The 19,342-nt window shown below is 73.1% G+C and carries 20 protein-coding genes; 7 read left to right on the top strand and 13 right to left on the bottom strand.

What is annotated here, in order from left to right:
- Positions 1-32: 32 nt before the first annotated feature.
- A complete protein-coding gene (locus ACIP2X_RS03490; protein ID WP_401666912.1) occupies positions 33-1,262 on the top strand; it encodes an RICIN domain-containing protein in 1,230 nt (409 codons plus the stop codon).
- A gap of 16 nt (positions 1,263-1,278) precedes the next feature.
- Here the strand turns inward: ACIP2X_RS03490 and ACIP2X_RS03485 are convergent, their stop codons facing one another.
- Positions 1,279-1,515 carry a hypothetical protein gene (locus ACIP2X_RS03485; RefSeq protein WP_401666910.1) on the bottom strand — a complete coding sequence of 79 codons (237 nt, stop codon included), beginning with the start codon at positions 1,513-1,515 and terminating at the stop codon, positions 1,279-1,281.
- Positions 1,516-1,705: 190 nt separating this feature from the next.
- Here ACIP2X_RS03485 and ACIP2X_RS03480 point away from each other — a divergent pair, with 190 nt between their 5' ends.
- The 3 genes from ACIP2X_RS03480 (at position 1,706) to ACIP2X_RS03470 (ending at position 4,880) form a co-directional block, all read left to right on the top strand.
- On the top strand, positions 1,706-2,740 hold the full coding sequence (locus tag ACIP2X_RS03480; RefSeq protein ID WP_401666907.1) for a PHP domain-containing protein: 1,035 nt from the start codon (positions 1,706-1,708) through the stop codon (positions 2,738-2,740).
- A 125-nt stretch (positions 2,741-2,865) separates the two neighbouring features.
- Entirely contained in the window at positions 2,866-3,531 is a 666-nt protein-coding gene (locus ACIP2X_RS03475) for an HAD family hydrolase (protein ID WP_401666905.1), read from the top strand.
- Positions 3,532-3,851: 320 nt separating this feature from the next.
- Positions 3,852-4,880 carry an SDR family oxidoreductase gene (locus ACIP2X_RS03470; RefSeq protein WP_401666903.1) on the top strand — a complete coding sequence of 343 codons (1,029 nt, stop codon included), beginning with the start codon at positions 3,852-3,854 and terminating at the stop codon, positions 4,878-4,880.
- 168 nt (positions 4,881-5,048) lie between these two features.
- Here the strand turns inward: ACIP2X_RS03470 and ACIP2X_RS03465 are convergent, their stop codons facing one another.
- From ACIP2X_RS03465 to ACIP2X_RS03455, 3 genes are all read right to left on the bottom strand, one after another.
- On the bottom strand, positions 5,049-5,306 hold the full coding sequence (locus tag ACIP2X_RS03465) for a hypothetical protein (RefSeq protein WP_401666900.1): 258 nt from the start codon (positions 5,304-5,306) through the stop codon (positions 5,049-5,051).
- 90 nt (positions 5,307-5,396) lie between these two features.
- Positions 5,397-6,683, bottom strand: coding sequence for an ROK family protein (locus tag ACIP2X_RS03460; RefSeq protein WP_401666898.1), 1,287 nt, complete (start codon positions 6,681-6,683; stop codon positions 5,397-5,399).
- Between the two features lie 119 nt (positions 6,684-6,802).
- Positions 6,803-7,255 (bottom strand): PPOX class F420-dependent oxidoreductase, encoded by a 453-nt coding sequence (locus ACIP2X_RS03455; RefSeq protein WP_401666895.1) that lies wholly within the window; start codon positions 7,253-7,255, stop codon positions 6,803-6,805.
- Positions 7,256-7,490: 235 nt separating this feature from the next.
- Here ACIP2X_RS03455 and ACIP2X_RS03450 point away from each other — a divergent pair, with 235 nt between their 5' ends.
- The 3 genes from ACIP2X_RS03450 (at position 7,491) to ACIP2X_RS03440 (ending at position 10,678) form a co-directional block, all read left to right on the top strand.
- Positions 7,491-7,985, top strand: coding sequence for an FBP domain-containing protein (locus ACIP2X_RS03450; RefSeq protein ID WP_401666892.1), 495 nt, complete (start codon positions 7,491-7,493; stop codon positions 7,983-7,985).
- 98 nt (positions 7,986-8,083) lie between these two features.
- Positions 8,084-9,337, top strand: coding sequence for an aromatic acid exporter family protein (locus tag ACIP2X_RS03445; protein WP_401666889.1), 1,254 nt, complete (start codon positions 8,084-8,086; stop codon positions 9,335-9,337).
- Positions 9,338-9,484: 147 nt separating this feature from the next.
- Positions 9,485-10,678 (top strand): lactonase family protein, encoded by a 1,194-nt coding sequence (locus tag ACIP2X_RS03440; RefSeq protein WP_401666887.1) that lies wholly within the window; start codon positions 9,485-9,487, stop codon positions 10,676-10,678.
- Here the strand turns inward: ACIP2X_RS03440 and ACIP2X_RS03435 are convergent.
- From ACIP2X_RS03435 to ACIP2X_RS03395, 9 genes are all read right to left on the bottom strand, one after another.
- Complete coding sequence (locus tag ACIP2X_RS03435) at positions 10,646-11,371, bottom strand: DUF2470 domain-containing protein (protein ID WP_401666885.1); 726 nt, start codon at positions 11,369-11,371, stop codon at positions 10,646-10,648. The genes ACIP2X_RS03440 and ACIP2X_RS03435 overlap by 33 nt on opposite strands.
- A gap of 91 nt (positions 11,372-11,462) precedes the next feature.
- Positions 11,463-12,293, bottom strand: coding sequence for a pentapeptide repeat-containing protein (locus ACIP2X_RS03430; protein WP_401666883.1), 831 nt, complete (start codon positions 12,291-12,293; stop codon positions 11,463-11,465).
- A gap of 41 nt (positions 12,294-12,334) precedes the next feature.
- Positions 12,335-13,078, bottom strand: coding sequence for a PIG-L deacetylase family protein (locus ACIP2X_RS03425; RefSeq protein WP_401666881.1), 744 nt, complete (start codon positions 13,076-13,078; stop codon positions 12,335-12,337).
- Positions 13,079-13,197: 119 nt separating this feature from the next.
- Positions 13,198-14,499 carry an alpha/beta fold hydrolase gene (locus ACIP2X_RS03420; protein WP_401666878.1) on the bottom strand — a complete coding sequence of 434 codons (1,302 nt, stop codon included), beginning with the start codon at positions 14,497-14,499 and terminating at the stop codon, positions 13,198-13,200.
- Between the two features lie 157 nt (positions 14,500-14,656).
- Positions 14,657-15,694 carry a LacI family DNA-binding transcriptional regulator gene (locus ACIP2X_RS03415; protein ID WP_401666875.1) on the bottom strand — a complete coding sequence of 346 codons (1,038 nt, stop codon included), beginning with the start codon at positions 15,692-15,694 and terminating at the stop codon, positions 14,657-14,659.
- Positions 15,695-15,785: 91 nt separating this feature from the next.
- Positions 15,786-16,106, bottom strand: coding sequence for an L-rhamnose mutarotase (locus tag ACIP2X_RS03410; RefSeq protein WP_401666873.1), 321 nt, complete (start codon positions 16,104-16,106; stop codon positions 15,786-15,788).
- Positions 16,107-16,122: 16 nt separating this feature from the next.
- The gene (gene rhaS / locus ACIP2X_RS03405; protein ID WP_401666871.1) at positions 16,123-17,205 is read right to left on the bottom strand and encodes a rhamnose ABC transporter substrate-binding protein; all 1,083 of its coding nucleotides are present in this window, start codon (positions 17,203-17,205) and stop codon (positions 16,123-16,125) included.
- A gap of 32 nt (positions 17,206-17,237) precedes the next feature.
- Complete coding sequence (locus tag ACIP2X_RS03400; RefSeq protein ID WP_401666869.1) at positions 17,238-18,248, bottom strand: ABC transporter permease; 1,011 nt, start codon at positions 18,246-18,248, stop codon at positions 17,238-17,240.
- Positions 18,241-19,281, bottom strand: coding sequence for an ABC transporter permease (locus ACIP2X_RS03395; RefSeq protein WP_401666867.1), 1,041 nt, complete (start codon positions 19,279-19,281; stop codon positions 18,241-18,243). Before ACIP2X_RS03395 ends, ACIP2X_RS03400 begins: the two co-directional genes overlap by 8 nt.
- Positions 19,282-19,342 lie beyond the last annotated feature (61 nt).

Here is a 19,342-nt window from a genome sequence, read left to right as displayed (position 1 = left end):
CCGTGCGCGGAGCGCCGCCGGAAGGGAAGGCCGTGGCTTCCCCACGACTGCTCCGCAGATGCCTGCTCGGCGCGCTGTCCGCCGTACTCGTCGCCTCCGCCGCCGTCGCCGCGCCCGCCGCCCAGGCGGAGCCGGCGGGCGTCCAGGCGGTGACCTTCTCCGACACGTTCGACGGTCCCGCCGGTGCGGGGGTCAACTCCTCGAAGTGGCAGATCGAGACGGGCGACAACGTCAACAACCACGAGCGGCAGTACTACACGTCCGGCACCAACAACGCCGCCCTCGACGGCCAGGGCCATCTGGTGATCACCGCCAAGCGGGAGAACCCGGCGAACTACCAGTGCTGGTACGGCCGTTGCGAGTACACCTCGGCCCGGCTCAACACCGCGGGGAAGTTCACCGCGCAGTACGGGCACATCGAGGCCCGGATGAAGATCCCGCGCGGACAGGGCATGTGGCCGGCGTTCTGGATGCTCGGAACCCCGGTCAACTGGCCGGACTCGGGCGAGATCGACATCATGGAGAACGTCGGCTTCGAGCCCTCCACGGTGCACGGCACGATCCACGGCCCGGGCTACTCCGGCGCCGGCGGCATCGGCGCGGCGTACTCGCTGCCGAACGGGCAGGCCTTCGCGGACGGCTTCCACACCTTCGCCGTCGACTGGGCGCCCGACTCGATCACCTGGTCCGTGGACGGCAACGTGTACCAGCGCCGTACCCCCGCCGACCTCGGCGGGCGGTCCTGGGTGTTCAACAAGCCGTTCTTCCTGATCCTCAACCTGGCGGTCGGCGGATACTGGCCGGGCGACCCGAACGGCTCGACGGTCTTCCCGCAGCAGCTGGTGGTGGACCACGTGACGGTGTCCACCGGTGACTCCCCCACGGGCGGCGCGATCCGGGGCCTGGCCGGCAAGTGCGTCGACGTCGCCGGGGCGAGCTCCGCCAACGGCACCCCCGTCCAGCTCTACGACTGCAACGGCACCGCGGCCCAGCAGTGGGCGGTGGGCGGCGACGGCACGATCCGGGCGCTCGGCAAGTGCCTGGACGTCGCGAGCGGCGGCACCGCGGACGGCACGGCCGTCCAGCTGTGGGACTGCAACGGCTCCGCCGCCCAGAGATGGGTGGTCACCGGGGCACGCGACATCGTCAATCCGCAGGCCGACAAGTGTCTCGACGTCAGTGGCAACAGCTCGGCCAACGGCACCCGGCTGCAGATCTGGACCTGCACCGGCGCCGCCAACCAGAAGTGGACCGTCGGCTGACCCAGGCGGTCCGGGCCTAACGCGGGGTCCAGTGGAACTTGTCGCCGCCGACCCAGCGGACCACGTCGGGGTCGTCCAGGTCGTGGACCGTGATGCCGAAGGCGGCGGCAGTCTCCAGGACGTCGGTGAGGGCGCGCGCCGCACCGACCACCTCACCGTCGATCTCCACGATGCGAAACGGCGGGCTGCCGGGCTGGACGCCGAGCACCATGATCCGCGGATGGGAGATGTAGGGGCTCGCGATTTCGGTCATGACATAGAGCGTAGAGCGGATCCGGCCATCGCGACCGTTGTGCGGTGGCCGGTGGCGGCGCCCCCGGGCCCAGGCGGCACGGGGGCGCCGCCTGGCGTTTCCCCGCCGTGCGCCCGGCGAAACACCCGGTGCCGCCGTGCGGCCCCCGTGGGGCTGGGGAACCCTGGAGGGTGACCCGGAGGAGGTGGCGATGGATCCCGTCGACGCACTGGGCCGGATCGCCTTCCTGCTGGAGCGGTCGCTGGCTCCGACGTACCGCGTCCGCGCCTTCCGCACCGCCGCCCGTGTGGTGTCCGAGCTGCCCGCCCCCGAGCTGCGGGCGCGGGTGGCGGCGGGGTCGCTGGAGTCCCTCAAGGGCATCGGCCCGAAAACCGCGCAGGTGGTGCGGGAGGCACTGGCCGGACAGGTGCCGGGGTACCTGGCGCAGCTGGAGGCCGAGTCCGGACGGGAGCGGCCCGAACACGGCGGTGCGGCGCTGCTCGCGCGGCTGCGCGGGGACTGCCATGTGCACTCCGACTGGTCGGACGGCGGCAGCCCGATCGAGGAGATGGGCCGGACCGCCGCGGCGCTCGGCCATGAGTGGACGGCGCTGACCGACCACTCCCCCAGGCTGACCGTGGCCCGCGGGCTGTCGGCCGAGCGGCTGCGCGAGCAGCTGGACGTGGTGGCCGCCCTCAACGAGACCTGGGCGCCGTTCCGCCTGCTCACCGGCATCGAGTGCGACATCCTGGACGACGGCTCGCTCGACCAGGATCCGCAGTTGCTGGCGCGGCTGGACGTGGTCGTGGTGTCCGTGCACTCCAAGCTGCGCATGGACGCGCGCGCCATGACCCGCCGCATGGTGCGGGCGGTGCGCGATCCGCACGCCGACATCCTCGGGCACTGCACCGGGCGGCTCGTGACCGGGCGGGGGCGGCCGGAGTCGGAGTTCGACGCGGACGAGGTGTTCGCCGCGTGCGCCGAGTCCGGCACCGCGGTGGAGATCAACAGCCGCCCCGAACGGCTCGATCCGCCCCGCCGGCTGCTGCGCCGGGCGGTGGCGGCGGGCGTGCTGCTGTCGATCGACACGGACGCGCACGCTCCGGGGCAGCTGGACTGGCAGATCAACGGCTGTGCCCGCGCCGAGGAGTGCGGCGTCCCCGCGGAACGCGTCGTGACCAGCTGGTCGGCCGGTGAACTGCTGGCCTGGACGCGGGAGGGGCGGGTGCCGGCCGGGGTGGGATGAGGCCGCCTCGCTTACCGGGCCGCCCCCGTGGTACCCGGGCGGCCGGCAGGGACCGACGGGCAGGACCGACCGGAGCCGACGGAGCCCGACGGGGGGCCGGTGAGGAAGGGAGCGGAAGGGACACCATGGATCGCGCCGCCGTGTTCGACGTCGACGGGACGCTCGTCGACACCAATCATCTGCATGTCGTGACCTGGTGGGAGGCATTCCGGCAGGCGGGGCACCGGGTCCCGACGCACGCCATCCACCGGGCGGTGGGCCTGGGTTCCCCGGACCTGATCGCGCATCTGCTCGGCGACGACCGGGACAAGGACCGCGACGACGAGCTGAGCACCGCCCACAAGGTCCTCTACGGGCAGTACTTCGACCGGCTGCCCGCGCTGGCCGACGCCGGGCGGCTGCTGCGCCGGCTGCACCGGGACGGCTGGGCCGTGGTCCTCGCGACCTCGGCGGGCGGCGCCGAACTGAGCGCGCTGCGCCGCGCGATCGACGCGGACGAGGCGATCACGGCGACGGCGAGTGCCGACGACGTCGAGAAGGGCAAGCCCGCGCCGGAGCCCGTCGAGCGGGCGCTGGAACTCGCCGGTGTACCGGCCGAGCGCGCGGTGTTCGTCGGCGACACCGTGTGGGACATGCGGGCCGGCAGCCGGGCCGGGGTGCGGTGCGTGGGCGTGCTGTGCGGCGGGATCCCCCGGGCCGACCTGGAGGAGGCCGGGGCGGACGCCGTCTACGACGACCCCGCGCACCTGCTGGCGTCCCTTCCGGAACTCGGCGGCGGTACGGCCGGGTGACGGAGGTCACGCCCGTCCCGGTGGGCGTGGTGGAACACCCGGGGCCGGTTGCCCGTTGAACCACACGTGGATGCGGATGGGACAGTGTCCCCGGGCCTCACCTTTCGCCCACAGGGACGATCGTTCGGCTGAAGCCCTGTGGAGCCTTTCGCCGAGAGGCGACCGCCATCCGCGCCCACCCACACGCCGCCCCGACCGGAATCCCCCGTCCGGTCGGGGCTCTCCCTTGTCACGGCCCTGCCCTCGCGCGCGCGTGCGGGCCGTCGTGGCCGGGTACTCGGAGCGCTCCACCAGTGGCATACGCCCGAGAGGAGACCGACGTGAGCATCGAAGCGGGCAGCAGGATCGTGGTCACGGGTGCCACGGGCAACGTGGGTACCAGCGTGGTGCGTCTCCTGTCCGAGGATCCGCAGGTCGGGTCGGTGCGAGGGCTGGCACGGCGGCTTCCCGCGTGGTCGCCGCCGAAGACCGAGTGGGCGGCGGTCGACGTCGCCTCCGAACAGGCCGATCTCGTCAAGGAGTTCCTCGGCGCCGACGCCGTGATCCATCTGGCCTGGGCCTTCCAGCCGACGCACGATCCCGCGCGCACCTGGCGCACCAACGTGCTGGGCAGCATACGGGTGTTCGACGCGGCCGCCTCCGCGGGCGTGCCCACCCTCGTGCACGCCTCCTCGGTCGGCGCGTACTCACCGGGGCCCAAGGACCACGCCGTGGACGAGTCCTGGCCGACGCACGGCTGGCCGGACGCCGCGTACTGCCGGGAGAAGGCCTATCTGGAACGCGCCCTGGACACCTTCGAGCGGGACCATCCCGGGGTCCGCGTGGTGCGGATGCGGCCGGCGTTCCTGTTCAAACGGGAGTCGGCGAGCGAGCAGCGGCGGATCTTCGCCGGCAAGTTCCTGCCGGGGCCGCTGGCGCGTCCCGAGCTGCTGCCGTTCCTGCCGGACATCCCCGGGCTGCGGGTGCAGGCGCTGCACACCGACGACGCGGCCAGGGCGTACCAGCGGGCGGTGGGGTCGGACGTGCGGGGCGCCTTCAACCTCGCCGCCGATCCGCCGGTCGACGCCGCACTGCTGGCCGAGCTGCTCGGCAGCCGCCCGGTACGGCTGCCCCGGACCGCGGCCCGCTCGGCGATCGCCGCGGCGTGGGGGCTGCATCTGCTGCCGGCCTCCCCGCACCTCTTCGACGCGGTGCTGCGGCTGCCGCTCATGGACTGCACGCGCGCCCGCATGGAACTGGACTGGCACCCGACGCGGACGGCACCCGAGGTCATCGAGGAGTTCCTGCACGGCCTCCAGCAGGGCGCGGGCGCCCACACGGAACCGATGCGAGGCCGCAAGGTCGGCTGACCGCCCCCACCCTCGGCGCGCCCGGCGGACACCCGCACCGGGGGTGCGCCACCCCGCGAGGGAATCCGCCGGCACGGGCCACCGGGTGCGCGCGGTGGCGCGGGCGGTGCTGGTCCGCCCGGGAAGCCGTGCCCGACGCCGGGCCGCCCTTTCGAGGCTCCTGCTCGTTCAGTCCGGGGACTCGTCGGGTGTCGGGTGCTCGGGGTGGACCGTGGCGGGCTGCGGGGCCCCCTGCCTGCCCGTTCCCGCCTCGTCGGTGTCCGGCACGTCGGCGGCGTCCCCCTGAGCGCCCTCGTCGGCGCGGTCCTTCCCGGACGGGGGCACGTCCAGCGCGTCCTCCTCGTCCGTCGCCGCCTGCTGGTCGGGCAGGTCACGCGGTACGGGGTCGGGGCTGCGGCCCGGCTCCTCATGGCGATGGTCGGTCACGGCGTGCTCCCTTCGTGGGCGTCCGGAGCACACGCGAGTACCTCCCGCAGGGGCGGCGAAACCGCCCGTCCCGCACGCCGCCGCCGCGAGTCAGTGCGGCGCGCGCTCCTCCAGCACCGCCCGCCAGGCCGGGGTCGGCCCCTCGGGCGCGGGCTCGGGGCGGCGGCCGCCGCGGGCGAAGAAGTCGGCCAGCGGCAGGATCGCCGCCCCGACGGTGACCGCGTCGGGTCCGAGCCTGCCCAGCTCGACGGTGACCTTCTCCGCGGGATGCCGCAGGGCGTACGCCACGGCGTGCCGGCGTACGGCGGGCAGGAACCCGGCGCCGAGCTGGAGGCCCGCCCAGCCGCCGATGAGGATCCGCTCCGGCTGGAACAGGTTGATCAGGTCGGACAGCCCGGCGCCCAGGTATTCGGCGGTCTCCTCCAGCACGGCGAGCGCCACCGGGTCGGCGTCGCCGCCGGACGGGTACGCGGCGGCCAGCATCGCGGTCAGCGCGGTCTCCTCGTCGGTGCCCTCGGGCGGCTGCCCGCCCTCCTCGCGCCAGCGCTCCAGCAGCGACTCGGCGCCCGCGTAGGCCTCCAGACAGCCGAGCGCACCGCACCGGCAGCGGCGCCCCCTGACCCGTACGGTCAGATGGCCCCACTCGACGGCCCGCCCGTGGTCCACCTCCGGGGTGACGAGGCAGGCGCCGACACCGGAGCCGAACAGGACGACGACGGCGTTGCGGGCGCCGCGCCCGCCGCCGAACCACATCTCGGCCTGGCCGAGCGTCTTGGCGCCGTTGTCGATGAAGTACGCGGCGCCCTCCGGGAGGCGGGAGGTGGAGCGGAGCAGCGCCTCCAGCGGGACCGCCTCCCAGCCGATCGTCTGGCCGTGCACGACGGCGCCCCGGTCCGGGGTGCGTTCGACGATGCCGGGGACGCCGATCCCCACGCCGAGCAACTGCTCGGGGGCCACGTCCGCGGCGGCGAGCACCTCCGTGATGCCGTCGCGGATGTGGCCGACGATCACCTCGACGTCGTACCGCTGGTGTTCCAGCGGCCGTTCGGCGCGGGCGAGTTCGGTGAGGGTGAGGTCGAACAGCTCGATGCGCACCCGGGTCTCGCCGACGTCGACACCGATCATGTGGCCGCTGCCGGGCGCGACCCGCAGCAGTGTGCGCGGGCGGCCGCCGTCGGAGTCGACGCTGCCGGCCTCCTCGACCAGACCATCGGCGACCAGGTCGGCGACGACGTTGCTGACCGACCCCGAGCTCAGGCCGGTCGCCGGGCCCAGCTCGAAGCGGCTGAGCGGTCCGTCGAAGTACAGCCGTTGCAGCACCGCGGTCCGGTTGGCCCGCCTGAGGTCACGCACCGTGCGCCCGTTCCGCCCCGCCATGTGGCTCCTTCCGAACCCTGCCCGACCGGCGACACAACCGGCCGGGCCACCCAGGGGATATTACTCCAACCCTTAATTCAGGGTATGAGCTAAGCGGTGCGGAGATCTGACGGCGATCACTACGACCCGTCGGGACCGGCAGGCCCTTCGGGCGCGGCGGGCCGGGCGTGGACGGCCCGCCGTGACCCGTACCAGGCGTCACCCACGGGATCGCCCGCCATGTTCCAGCTCCAGGAGTCCGACGGGGTGATGCGCAAGTAGTGGCCCGGCCCCACCATGCCGACCCGTTCGAAGGGCCCCTCCGCCTCGCCGTACACGCGGATGCCACGGGCGACGAAGGGGTCGAAGGAGATCATGTCGTCCACCACGAAGGCGACCTTGCGCCGCCCCGCCACCACGTTGCGGACCTTGCGGGTGCGCACGACCGTCGGGCCCCCGCCGACCCAGAAGTGGGTCCCGTCGTACTCCAGCGCCACCGGCATCACGTCCGGCTGCTCCCCCGCCCCGAGCGTGGCGAGGCGGGCCAGCGGCTGCGCTCGGAGATAGGCGATCTCTTCCTCGGTGAACGACACGCACGCCCCTTCCGGCTCCGTCGAGGACACCGTCCGCCCCTCAAGCTAGTCGCTGCCCGCCGATCCGGCGACGGGCGGCCGGAGCGGTGCGCCCCGGGGGCGGCGGGGGGACGGGAAAACCGGTGGCCCCACCCCGTCCGGCCTATCTAAGCTAGGCAAAAACCTAGGACCCCTAGCTTATGGTCATGGCTCCGGCGTTCCGGAGGCCGTGCCCGGCGCCCCCAGGAGGCACCCCGTGCAAGCGCTCACCGAGCAGGACATCCGCGACTCCTTCATCAACTGCTCCAAGGGCGAGGCAAAGCGGCTGGCCGTCCCCCGCGACCTCGCCGACCGGCCCTGGGACGATCTGGACTTCCTCGGCTGGCGCGATCCCGGGGCGCCCGACCGCAGCTACCTGGTGGCCGAACAGCGGGGGCGGCTCATCGGAATCACCCTGCGCTTCCCCCCGCCGCAGCGCGGCTATCTGCACCGCAGCCTGTGCTCCCTGTGCCTGACGGGCCATCCCCGGGGCGGCGTCTGCCTGATGACGGCCCGCAAGGCCGGCGCGGCGGGCCGCGAGGGCAACTCCGTCGGCCTGTACATGTGCGCGGACCTCGCCTGCTCGCTCTACGTCCGCGGCAAGAAGGTCTCGGAGTCCGGGGCGCGCTTCGAGGAGAGCCTGACGCCGGCCGAACAGATCGCCCGGACCTGCGGCAACCTGTCCGCCTTCCTCGACAGGCTGACCGACTGAGGTGGTGGCGGGCCGCGCCCTCACGCGCCGCCGCGCCGTGGGCCGGACGATACGGACGTGACGTTCGATGCCGCAGGTGACGGGGAACAGGCCAAGGGATGCGAGTTGAACGAGACTGGTCGGCCCACCGCGCGCGCCTGCGGAAATGGCGACGGGACCCCGTGGTCGTCCAGACCCTGCGGTCGACGTTCGCGGCGACCCTCGCGTACGTCATCGCGCTGCGTCTGAGCCCCGAGGCCGCGCCCCTGACGGCGCCCCTGACCGCGCTGCTGGTCGTCCAGGTGACCCTCTACGCCACGCTCACCAACGGCATCCGCCGGGTGAACTCGGTGGTGGCCGGCGTGCTGGTGGCGATCGCCTTCAGCCTGCTGGTCGGCCTGACCTGGTGGAGCCTCGCCCTGGTGATCCTGGCGGCGCTGGCCGTGGGGCATCTCGTCCGGGTCCACGAGTACGTGCCGGAGGTGGCGATCAGCGCCATGCTGGTGCTCGGCGTCACCACCGTCGGCGACACCGCCTGGGCGAGGATCGTGGAGACGCTGATCGGCGCGGTCGTCGGCCTGTCGTGCAATCTGCTGCTCGCACCGCCGGTGTGGGTGGGTGAGGCCGGCGCGTCGATCGAGGGGCTGGCCCGGCGCATGCGGCAGTTGATGCTGCGGGTCGGCGAGGAGGCCGCAGGCCGCACCCCCGTCGAGTACGCGGCGGAGCGCCTGCACGAGGCCCGCCGGCTCGACCACGACATCGTGGAGGTCGACGCGGCGCTGCGGCAGGCCGAGGACAGTCTGCGGTTCAACCCGCGGGTGCGGGAGGGACTGCTGAACCGGGTGGTGCTGCGCACGGGGCTGGACACCCTGGAGATCTGCACCGTGGTCCTGCGCGTCCTGACGCGCACCCTCACGGACCTGGCGAAGGCGCGTGACCCGCGGACCCTGTTCGAGGGCGAGACGGGGAAAGTCGTCGAAAAGCTGCTGTCGGAGATCGGCGACGCGGTGGTGAGCTTCGCGGTGCTGGTCACCAGCAGCGTCAGCGCCAGCGCCGAGTCGGCCGAGGACCGGCTGGCCGCCGAGCTCCAGACGGCGGCGGCCACCCGGGACAAGCTGGCCCAGATGCTGCTGGAGGAGGTCCGGCGGGACAGCCACGAATGGCAGCTGCACGGCGCGGTCCTCACGGAGGTCAACCGCATCCTCGACGAACTCGACACCGAGCACCGCTCGCGCCGGCTCCTGGAGGAGCTGGACCGCCACACGCGGGAGCAGCGCGAGCGCATGCCGCGGCTGACCCGGCTGCGCGAGCGACTCGGCGTCCAGGAGCAGCTGTGGCGCAACCGCACCGGCGCCGGCGGCCGCTCCATGTGACAAGGGCCGGTGTCGGCCGGGCCGTTCTTGCGCGGGACGCAACGGCTGTTGCCGTTCTTGCCCTTGGCGGGTGATCCGCGCGAAGGTGGCTGACACGCGCGGGACCACCGACGAGTCCTGGTGCGGACGACGAGCTGAGGTGCACAGATGAGCGGGGACGCGCGGGCGGGCGGCGGCTGGAGCAGGCGGCGCTTCGTCGGGGCGGTCGCGGGCGCGGCGCTGCCCGCGTCGGCCGCCTGCGGGACGCGGCCCGCAGCCAGGGCACCCGAGGCCGCCGCCGAGCGCGGCACCCCGACGACGGCGGCCAGGCCGTCCGGCCCCCGCCCGCTCCACATCGGCACCTACACGTCCGTCGAGGGCGGCGGCCGGGGCATCGGCCTGGCGACCTACGATCCGGTGACGGGCCGCATCACCGGGACCGGGACGCTCACCGGGGTGGCCGACCCGTCGTATCTGGCCGTGCATCCGGACGGCCGCACGCTGTACGCGGTGAGCGAGCGGGAGGACGGCGCCGTGACCGCCGTCCGGACCGCCGACCACGCGATCCTCGGCAGCCGCGGCACGGGCGGCGCGGCACCCTGCCATCTGTCCGTGCACCCGAGCGGACGCTGGCTGCTGAGCGCCCACTACACCTCCGGCAGTGTCGCCGTGCACCCGATCGCGTCCTCGGGCGCGCTCGGCGAGCGCACCGACCTCGTCACCCACACGAGTCCGGGGCCCGGCCCCGGTCAGGACGGCCCGCACGCCCACCAGGTCGTCACGAGCCCGGACGGCGGTCACGTCCTCGCCGTCGACCTGGGCACCGACACGGTCCACACCTACCGCCTGGACGAGCAGAAGGGCACGCTGCGCGAGGTGGCCCAGGCGCACACCCGGCCGGGGGCGGGCCCGCGGCACCTCACCTTCCACCCCGGCGGCCGGTACGCCTATCTGGCGAACGAACTCGACAACACGGTCGCCGTCTGCGCCTACGAACCGGCGACGGGGCGCCTCACGATCGGCGAGCCGCAGTCCACCGGGACGGGCGAGGGCACCTCCTACCCGGCACAGATCCTGGTGACCGCGGACGGCTCGTACGCGTTCCTCGCCAACCGGGGCCACAACAGCCTGGCCCGTTACGCGGTGGAGGGCGGCGGCGCCCGGCTGCGGCTGCTCGGCACGGTCGCCGTCGGGGGCGACTTCCCCCGGCAGATCGCCTTCTCGCCCGACGGACGGCTGCTGTTCGCGGCGAACCAGCGCTCCGGCAGTGTCAGCGTCTTCCACGTGGACGGCAGCGGCGAACTGCGGCTCGCCGGTGAGCCGTTCGCCTCACCCGTCGCCGTCTGTGCGCTGCCGCTGTAGCGCTCGGGGGCAGGAGGCGGCGCTCGCCTGCGCGAGCAGCACATGCATGCGTTCGGTGAGCTGCGCGACCCCGTCGGCCGGCGTGTGGAACGGCAGGCGTACGTCGCCGTGGGCGCGGCGGCGTTCGATGCGCAGCGTCAGGCCGTGCCGGTCGACGGCGAGCGGCTGGACGCGCACCACGCCGTGCAGGTTGCCCGGCTCGACCAGCCGGGTGAGCCTCTCGACCGCGTCGGGGTGGGCCTCGGCGAGGTGCGTCAGCAGCCTGGCCTCGGCTCCGGCCAGCGGGTCGGGCGCGGCGGCGGCGAAGTCGTCGAGGTCGATCACCACGGCACCGGACGGCCGGCGCAGCACCACCCGGGTGGCCTCGAAGGCCAGGTGGCCCTCCTCGAGGGTGAAGAAGCCGGCCAGCCGGAGCCGGGCGCGGATGCGGTTGCGCATCGGGACGGGTGCGACGTCGGCGAACTCCAGGACGGCGGACGGCTCGCCCCGGGGAGCGCAGAGGGTGGCCGCGAGCAGGGCGCTGTCCTCCGGCACGTGCAGGACGATCCGGCCGTCCTCCGCCACGGTGTGCGCGCCGACGAGTTCCTCGCGCACGCCCTCCGCGGTCACCGCGCACGACCACGAGCCGGCGAGCACCGACCGGGCCTGTTCCGCCGCGGCGGGCGCGGCCGCCCAGGCTTGGCTGTCACCCATCCCAGTTCCTCCTTATTAGGTAAGGCTCACCTAACCTATCGAAGATCCAGGCGCACGCCAACCGGCGGGGACCCTCCGGTTCCCCCGGGCGTCAGTGCAGGGGTGTCCAGCGCGCGGGCCGGGACACCGTCCGCGGCAGTCCGGTGCCCGCCGTGCCCCGGGCCGCGTCGACCTGCGGCTGGGTCAGGAAGAACGCTCCGGTCAGATCGGCGTCGGTGAGGTCGGCGTCGCGCAGGTCCGCGCCGATCATGTCGGCACCGCGCAGATCGGCGCCGGTCAGGTCGGCGGCGATGAGACAGGCGCCGCGCAGGTTCGCGCCCCGCAGATCGGCGCCCGCGCGCCGGGCCCCCACCAGGTCCGCGCCCCGGCGGTTCTTCCCCCGGCCCCGGGTTCCGGCCCGGACCAGCTCGCTGGTCCTCAGGAGCAGGACGTCGACCCGCTGCCGGTGCGGTCCGACGTCCAGCGCGGCGAGTTCCTCGGGCGTCCGCCCCGCCAGCCGTTCGGTCTCCTCCAGGGCGTCGCGCACGGCGGCGTGGACCGGCCGGGCGGCGGGCAGCTCGAGGGCCTCGGTGAGGTACCGCAGCAGCTCGTGCAACTGCCGCACGACCGGGAACACCTCGGCCATCAGGCGGGCGTGCTCCCGGGAGGCGGTCCGCCAGTCCTGCCCGGCGAAGGTGACCTGCGAGACGCGCTGCCCGGCGCCGAAGCAGTCGTAGACCGTGCAGCCCGTGAAGCCCTTCTGCCGCAGTTCGGTGTGGATCCCGCAGCGGTGGTCGCCCCGGAGGTGGGAGCAGGGCTTCCCGGCGGCCTTGTCGAACGCGAAGTCGGCCGAGGCGGTGAAGGGCAGGGCCACGCAGCAGAGCCCGAAGCAGTTCGCGCAGTCTCCGCGCAGGTCGGTGAGGTCGCCGGGATGATCGTGCATACCATCAGCCTAATGACCGGCCCGGCGCCCCTCGCAGGCCCTTAGCGGGTGAACAGCTCGAAGGCGACCGCCGGCCGTCCCGCGAACCGCTCGCCCGTCCGGTGCGCGTATCCGGTCAGGAACTCCCGTACGTACGTCTCCGGATCCTCCTGCGTCAGCGCCTCGATGTACGCGCGATGGGCGAGCAGGGAGTGCACGGCGCGCTCCAGGCCGGGCGTGGCGTCCACGGCGTGGGTCGGGCTGCTGGAGCCGGCGACCGCGACCCAGCGGACGCCGTCCCACGGCTCCAGCCCCTGCGCGATCAGCTCCGGGAAGATCCACCGGTTGCCGGCGTCGCCCGCCGCGTCGAGCGTGGCCCGGCCCACGGCCACGTGGTCCGGGGTGTTCCAGGAGACGCCGCCCCAGGTGTCCCGGTGGTTGAGGGTGACGACCAGTTCGGGCCGGTGCCGGCGGATGGCGGCGGCGATGTCCCGGCGCAGGGCGGTGCCGTACTCGACGACACCGTCACGGTGGTCGAGGAACTCGACCACCGTGACCCCGACGACCTCCGCGCTCGCCCGCTGCTCACGCTCGCGCAGCGGACCGCACTCCCCCGGCTCCAGCGTGTCGATGCCCGCCTCGCCGCGGGTGGCCAGGACGTACGCCACCTCGCGGCCGGCGTCCGTCCAGGCGGCGACGGCCGCCGAGCAGCCGTACTCGAGGTCGTCCGGGTGCGCGACGACGGCCAGGGCGCGCTGCCAGTCGTCGGGCATGGGCTCAAGCTGAGGGGGCGTCGGCTCGGTCATGCGCGCAGACTACGGCCTGTCTGACAATTCCCGTCCGCCGGACGGCGCCACGCACGCACTCTCGCCGCACCGGGCCCTGGCCCGAGTACGTCCGGTACGCGGGTCAGGGCCCCTCGGCGTCAGATCTCGTCACGGGCCAGGGCCAGCAGCCGGTCCAGGACCCGGGGGCCGCCGGCCCGCACGCCGTCGTGCTCGAACTCGTCGGTGACCCAGGTGCGCAGGCCGCGGACGGCACGGGCGGTCTCCAGCGAGTGGGCCGTGTCGACGTACATGTCGTCGTGGTAGACGGCGGCCGCGACCGGCACCTCGTTGGCGGCCAGGCGCGCGGGGTCGTACAGCGGGCGCCAGCCGGTGTGGGCGGCGAGGAGTTCGGCGGTCTCGCGCAGCGGGCGCAGCGCCGGGTCGCAGTCGAACATCCAGGGGTGGATCGTTTCTCCGGTGAAGAGCAGCGGTCCGTCGCCGGCCAGCGCCTTGGCGGCGTCGAACTGCGGGAAGTCCGCGCGGATCCGTTCGGCCGACCAGGCGGTCGGGCGGTGGTCCTGGCCGTAGCAGGCCTCGTGGACGAGCGCGTACAGCGGGTGCCCGGCGTACGACAGCAGACCCTGGACCTCCTCCTGGAACGCGTCGGAGAGGGCCGCGCCGCCCGGGGTGCGCACGAAGGCGTGCTCCAGGAGGTGGTGCAGCCGATGGCTGCCCTCGCTGCCGCCGAGGACGATGCCGAGGGACTGGAAGGCCTCGACTGTGAACCGGTAGCCGTTCGGCAGGACCACGTCGTGGCCGAGGAGGTGGTCGGCGATCCGGCGGGCCCGCTCGACGTCCTGCGGGTAGCGGGCGTAGTGGGCGGCGACCTTGCGCTCGACGCGCGGGTACGCGGCGCGGTAGACGTCGTCGGCGTGCGCGTCGAGGGAGGGCAGGCCGCCGGTGATCAGGGCGGTGGCCAGGCCCTCGGGTGCGGTCGAGAGGTAGTGCACGGTGCAGAATCCGCCGAAGCTCTGGCCGAGCACGGTCCAGGGCGCGCCGCCGGTGACCTCGGGCCGGACGGCCTCGCAGTCGCGCACGATCGCGTCGGCGCGGAAGTGCGTGAGGTAGGCGGCCTGTTCGGCGGGGCCGCCGCGCAGCGGGAGCGTCTGGCGGCTCGCGGGCGTGGAGTGGCCCGTGCCGCGCTGGTCGAGAAGGAGGACGCGGTACTCCTTCAGGGCCCGGCCGAGCCAGGCCTGCTTTCCGACGAAACGATTCGCCCCGAAGCCGGGGCCGCCCTGGAGGTAGAGCAGCCAGGGCAGGTCCTGCCCCGTCCTGTCACTCGCGACGACCTCACGGGCGTAGAGCTCGATGGTCTCCCCCGCCGGGTCGTCGTGGTCGAGGGGCACGGTGAAGCGGCGGTCGGTGAGGACGACGCCGGGCTGGCGGTAGCTGGCGCTCAACAGGGCTCCCGGGGTGACGACGGTGACGAGGGTGCGGCCGCGTCCCAGTTCAGCACATCACCGGCCGGCCGCCACCGCCGGGGATCATGAACGGCCGCTGAACGACCGTTCAGTGGCCGGATCGCGGTGGTGCTGAACGCCCGGTCAGCGCGGCCGTTCAGCGGCCCGGCAGGCTGGAGCGGCGGACCACCAGCTCCGGCTGGAGCACGACCCGGCGGTGTTCGTGCCGGGGCACGCCGTTCGTGGCCCCGGTCTGCGCCTCCGTCTCCTCCAGCAGGAGTTGGGCGGCGAGCGCGCCCATCGTGACGGCCGGCTGGCGCACCGACGTGAGGGGTACGGCGGCCGCGGCGGCGAACTCGATGTCGTCGTAGCCGACGAGGGCGAGGTCGTCGGGGACGCTCACACCCGCCGCGTACAGCGCCTGGAGGACGCCGAGCGCGAGCAGGTCGTTGGCGCAGAAGACGGCACCCGGGCGGTCCGCGAGGCCGAGCAGCCGGGCACCGGCGTCCCGGCCGGCGGCGACGTCGAGCCGCTCGGTGGGCAGCTCGCGCAGCGCCTCGGGGCCGAGGCCCGCCTCGGCCAGGGCGTTCAGCGCACCCGTGCGGCGGTCGCGCACCTGGGTCAGGCCGGGGGGTCCGCTGACGTAGGCGACGGAGCGGTGCCCGGCCTCCACCAGATGGCGTACCGCGAGGGCACCGCCCGCCACGTCGTCGACGGAGACCGAGCACTCGGTGGCCCCCTGCGCCACCCGGTCGACGAGAACGAAGGGGATGTTGTGCCGGCGGAAGCTCTCGATGTTGCGCCCGGTCGCGTCGGCCGGGGTGAGCAGGACGCCGCGCACCCGCTGCTCGGCGAAGAGCGAGAGGTAGTCGGCCTCCTCCGAGGCGTCCTGGGCGCTGTTGCAGACCATCACGCCCAGGCCGGCCTGGCGGGCGGCGCGCTCGGCTCCGCGGGCCACGTCGACGAAGAAGGGGTTGCCCATGTCGAGGACGAGCAGGCCCATGATCCGGCTGCGGCCCGCGCGCAACTGGCGCGCGGACTCGCTGCGGACGTAGCCGAGCCGGTCGATGGCCGACTGCACGCGCGCCCGTGTCTCGATGGCCACCGACTCCGGCCGGTTGATGACGTTCGAGACCGTGCCCACGGACACGCCGGCGGCGCGGGCGACGTCCTTGATACCCACCGACTGGGCCATCGGGCAGCGACCTCCAGGAGAACGAGGGGCGACGGGAAGGGCTTCACACTACCCGCACGCCGAGGCGGGACAACGGCGATCACACCGTGGCTCAGGGGAGGTGGAAGACCTCGCCGAGGGGTGTCATCGCCCGGTCGGGCAAGGTGCCGTCCGCCGACTCGAAGAACGGCGCCATCTCCCGCTGCCAGCGGGCGTTGACCTCGGTGGCCTCCATCCCGGCGCGGGCGGCGGCGAAGTCCTCGGTCTCCAGGTAGCCGACGAGCAGACCGTCCTCGCGCAGGAAGAGCGAGTAGTTGTGCCAGCCGGTGGCCGAGAGCGCGTCGCGCATCTCGGGCCACACGGCGGCGTGCCGCTCGCGGTACTCGTCGAGGCGGTCCGCCCGGACCTTCAGCACGAAGCACACGCGCTGCATCGACGGCCTCCCGCGGTCAGAAGTCGTACTGGTCGATGTTGTCGGCGTCGAACACCGTGGGCTTGCCGAGGCTGATCACGCCGTCCGCGCCGATCGTGTACTCGCCCATGGCGCCGGCCGTGAAGGTCTCGCCCTCCTTGCCGGTGATCTGACCCGACACCAGCGCGACCGCGGTACGGGCGGCCAGTTCGCCGAGCTTCGCCGGGTCCCACAGCTCGAAGGCCTCGACCGTGCCGTTCTTGACGTACTTGCGCATGTCGTTGGGGGTGCCGAGGCCGGTCAGCTTGACCTTGCCCTTGTACTTCGAGCCGGACAGGTACTGGGCGGCGGCCTTGATGCCGACGGTGGTCGGGGAGATGATCCCCTTGAGGTTCGGGTACTCCTGGAGCAGCCCCTGGGTCTGCTGGAACGACGCCTGCGCGTCGTCGTTGCCGTAGGCGATCTTGACCAGCTTCATGTCCTTGTACTTGGGGTCCTTGAGTTCCTCCTTCATGAACTCGATCCAGGTGTTCTGGTTGGTCGCGGTCTGCGCGGCGGACAGGATCGCGATCTCGCCCTTGTAGTCGATCTGTTCGGCGAGCAGCTGCACCTCGGTGCGGCCGAGGTCCTCGGCGGACGCCTGCGAGACGAAGGCGTTGCGGCACTCGGGCTTGGTGTCGGAGTCGTACGTCACGACCTTGATGTCGTTGCTCATGGCCTGCTTGAGCGCGGTGCACAGGGCGCCCGGGTCCTGCGCCGAGACGGCCATCGCGTCGACCTGCTGCTGGGTGAGCGTGTTGACGTAGGAGACCTGGCCGGAGGTGTCGGTGGCGCTGGACGGGCCGACCTCCTTGTAGCCGGACCCCAGCTCCTTCAGTGCCGCCTCGCCGCCCTTGTCGGCGCTGGTGAAGTAGGGGTTGTTGACCTGCTTGGGCAGGAAGCCCACGGTCAGGCCCTTCTTGAGCTCGGCGTTCGGGTCCGCCTTGCCGGCCGCGGCGGCGGAGCCGCCCTCCTCGGCCACGTCCTTCTTGGTGGTCCCGCCGCAGGCGGTGAGGGCGAGGGCGAGCGAGGTGGCGGCGGCGAGGGCCGCGCAGCCACGGCGGATGGATGCTCTACGCATGAGGGTTCCTTAAGGAGAGAGTGGGTGGATTTCTACGAAGTGGGGGCAGGCGCTTTGGCGGCGGTTCCAGCGGCTGCTTGACGGCCGGCCCTTGCGACCGAAATCTGGCGTGCGACCCTGGGGCCCAGCACGGACAGGACGAGCAGCACACCGGTCACGACGATCTGCGACTGCGCGGACACGTCCTGAAGGCTCATCACGTTCTGCAGGGCGCCGAGCAGGAACACTCCCGCGACGGCGCCGCCCAGCGTGCCCTTGCCCCCGTCGAAGTCGATCCCGCCGAGCAACACGGCGGCGACGACGGAGAGTTCGAGTCCGGTGGCGTTGTCGTAGCGGGCGCTGGCGTAGTGCAGCGCCCAGAACACACCGGTGAGCGAGGCCATCAGGCCCGTCACCGTGAACAGCACGAGCTTGTGGCGCTTCACCCTGATCCCGGCGAACCGCGCCGCCTCCGCGCTCGCACCGGTCGCGAACAGGGACCGCCCGAACGGTGTGGCGTGCAGCGTGACCACGGCGATCGCCAGCAGCACGAGGAACGGCAGGAAGGCGTACGGCAGGAAGGTGTCGCCGATCCGTCCCGCCGCGAAGTCCAGGTACGGGGCGGGGAAGTCGGTCACCGCGTCCGAGCCGAGCACGATCTGCGCGATGCCCCGGTACGCGGCGAGGGTGCCGATGGTGACGGCGAGCGACGGCAGCCCGAGCCGGGTGACGAGCAGGCCGTTGACCAGCCCGCAGACCACGCCGAGCAGCAGGCACAGGGGGATGATCGTCTCGATGGTCATGCCCTGGTTCCACAGGGCGCCCATCACCGCGCCGGACAGCCCGGCGGTGGAGGCGACGGACAGGTCGATCTCGCCGGAGACGACGAGCAGCGTCATCGGCAGCGCGATCAGCGCGATGGGCAGCGTGTTGCCGATGAGGAACGACAGGTTCAGCGCGTTCCCGAAGCCGTCGACGAAGCCGAACGACAGCAACAGGACGACGATCAGCAGGGCGCCGACGACCGTGTCCCAGCGGACGGCGCGCGTCAACGACTCAGGCATGGCGGGCGTTCCTCTTCTTCAGGGCGGACGCCACACGCAGGGCGACCACACGGTCCACGGCGATGGCGAGGATGAGCAGGATGCCGTTGATCGCGAGCACCCAGACCGAGCTGACGCCGAGAGCGGGCAGCACACTGTTGATCGAGGTCAGCAGCAGTGCGCCCAGGGCCGCGCCGTAGACGCTGCCGGACCCGCCGGTGAAGACGACGCCGCCGACGACGACGGCGCTGACGACCGTGAGTTCGTAGCCGCTGCCGGTGCCGGAGTCGACGTTGCCGAACCGGGCCAGGTACATGGCGCCGGCCAGTCCGGCGAGCGCCCCGCAGAAGGTGTACGCGGCCAGGATCCGCTTCCTGACCGGGATGCCGGCGAGCCGGGCGGCCTCGGGGTTGGAGCCGAGCGCGTACAGCTCCCGGCCGCCGCCGTAGTGCTTCAGGTAGTAGGCCGTGGCGACTAGGACCACGAGGGCGATCAGCGCGAGGTACGGCACCGCCGAGATGCCGCCGGAGCCGAAGTCGACGAATCCGCCGGGCAGGTCGGCGGCGGTGATCTGGCGGGAGCCGACCCAGAGGGAGTCGATGCCGCGGATGATGTAGAGCGTGCCCAGGGTGACCACCAGCGCGGGCACCTGGCCGAGGCTGACCAGCAGGCCGTTGAGCAGGCCGAAGCCGATGCCCGTCAGCACCGCCAGCAGCACGCCCACCACGGGGGACCCGCCGCCCTGGAGGTAGGTGCCGGCGGCGAAGGCGCTGATGCCGAGCGTGGAGCCGACGGACAGGTCGACGTTGCGGGTGATGACGACGAGGGACTGGCCGGTGGCGACCAGGACCAGGATCGTCGCGTTGAGCAGCAGGTCCTTGACGCCCTGCTCGGACAGGAACGCGCTGTTGCCCGCCTGGGTGACGGCGATCATCACCAGGAAGACCACCAGGATGGCGAGTTCGCGCATCTTGAAGACGCGGTCGACCAGGCGGGTGCCGCTCGACCTGGGCACCTCGGCGACGGGGGCCGGCGGCGGGGTGGTCACCGTCATGGGGTGCCCCTCCTGTTCGTTTCTTCGCCCGGGTGGCGGGCGGGGACGGGCGTCGTGGTGG

Source organism: Streptomyces sp. NPDC089424 (assembly GCF_044749345.1).
Taxonomy (GTDB): domain Bacteria; phylum Actinomycetota; class Actinomycetes; order Streptomycetales; family Streptomycetaceae; genus Streptomyces.
Note: the sequence above shows the minus strand (reverse complement) of the source record. Positions and strands in the feature narration are given on the sequence as shown.

Excerpts from the sequence above, each read along its gene's own strand:
- ACIP2X_RS03485 (WP_401666910.1), bottom strand. The coding sequence starts at position 1,515 with ATGACCGAAATCGCGAGCCCCTACATCTCCCATCCGCGGATCATGGTG.
- ACIP2X_RS03480 (WP_401666907.1), top strand. The coding sequence starts at position 1,706 with ATGGATCCCGTCGACGCACTGGGCCGGATCGCCTTCCTGCTGGAGCGG.
- ACIP2X_RS03475 (WP_401666905.1), top strand. The coding sequence starts at position 2,866 with ATGGATCGCGCCGCCGTGTTCGACGTCGACGGGACGCTCGTCGACACC.
- ACIP2X_RS03460 (WP_401666898.1), bottom strand. The coding sequence starts at position 6,683 with ATGGCGGGGCGGAACGGGCGCACGGTGCGTGACCTCAGGCGGGCCAAC.
- ACIP2X_RS03445 (WP_401666889.1), top strand. The coding sequence starts at position 8,084 with ATGCGAGTTGAACGAGACTGGTCGGCCCACCGCGCGCGCCTGCGGAAA.
- ACIP2X_RS03440 (WP_401666887.1), top strand. The coding sequence starts at position 9,485 with ATGAGCGGGGACGCGCGGGCGGGCGGCGGCTGGAGCAGGCGGCGCTTC.
- ACIP2X_RS03435 (WP_401666885.1), bottom strand. The coding sequence starts at position 11,371 with ATGGGTGACAGCCAAGCCTGGGCGGCCGCGCCCGCCGCGGCGGAACAG.
- ACIP2X_RS03430 (WP_401666883.1), bottom strand. The coding sequence starts at position 12,293 with ATGCACGATCATCCCGGCGACCTCACCGACCTGCGCGGAGACTGCGCG.
- ACIP2X_RS03425 (WP_401666881.1), bottom strand. The coding sequence starts at position 13,078 with ATGACCGAGCCGACGCCCCCTCAGCTTGAGCCCATGCCCGACGACTGG.
- ACIP2X_RS03415 (WP_401666875.1), bottom strand. The coding sequence starts at position 15,694 with ATGGCCCAGTCGGTGGGTATCAAGGACGTCGCCCGCGCCGCCGGCGTG.
- ACIP2X_RS03410 (WP_401666873.1), bottom strand. The coding sequence starts at position 16,106 with ATGCAGCGCGTGTGCTTCGTGCTGAAGGTCCGGGCGGACCGCCTCGAC.
- rhaS (WP_401666871.1), bottom strand. The coding sequence starts at position 17,205 with ATGCGTAGAGCATCCATCCGCCGTGGCTGCGCGGCCCTCGCCGCCGCC.
- ACIP2X_RS03400 (WP_401666869.1), bottom strand. The coding sequence starts at position 18,248 with ATGCCTGAGTCGTTGACGCGCGCCGTCCGCTGGGACACGGTCGTCGGC.
- ACIP2X_RS03395 (WP_401666867.1), bottom strand. The coding sequence starts at position 19,281 with ATGACGGTGACCACCCCGCCGCCGGCCCCCGTCGCCGAGGTGCCCAGG.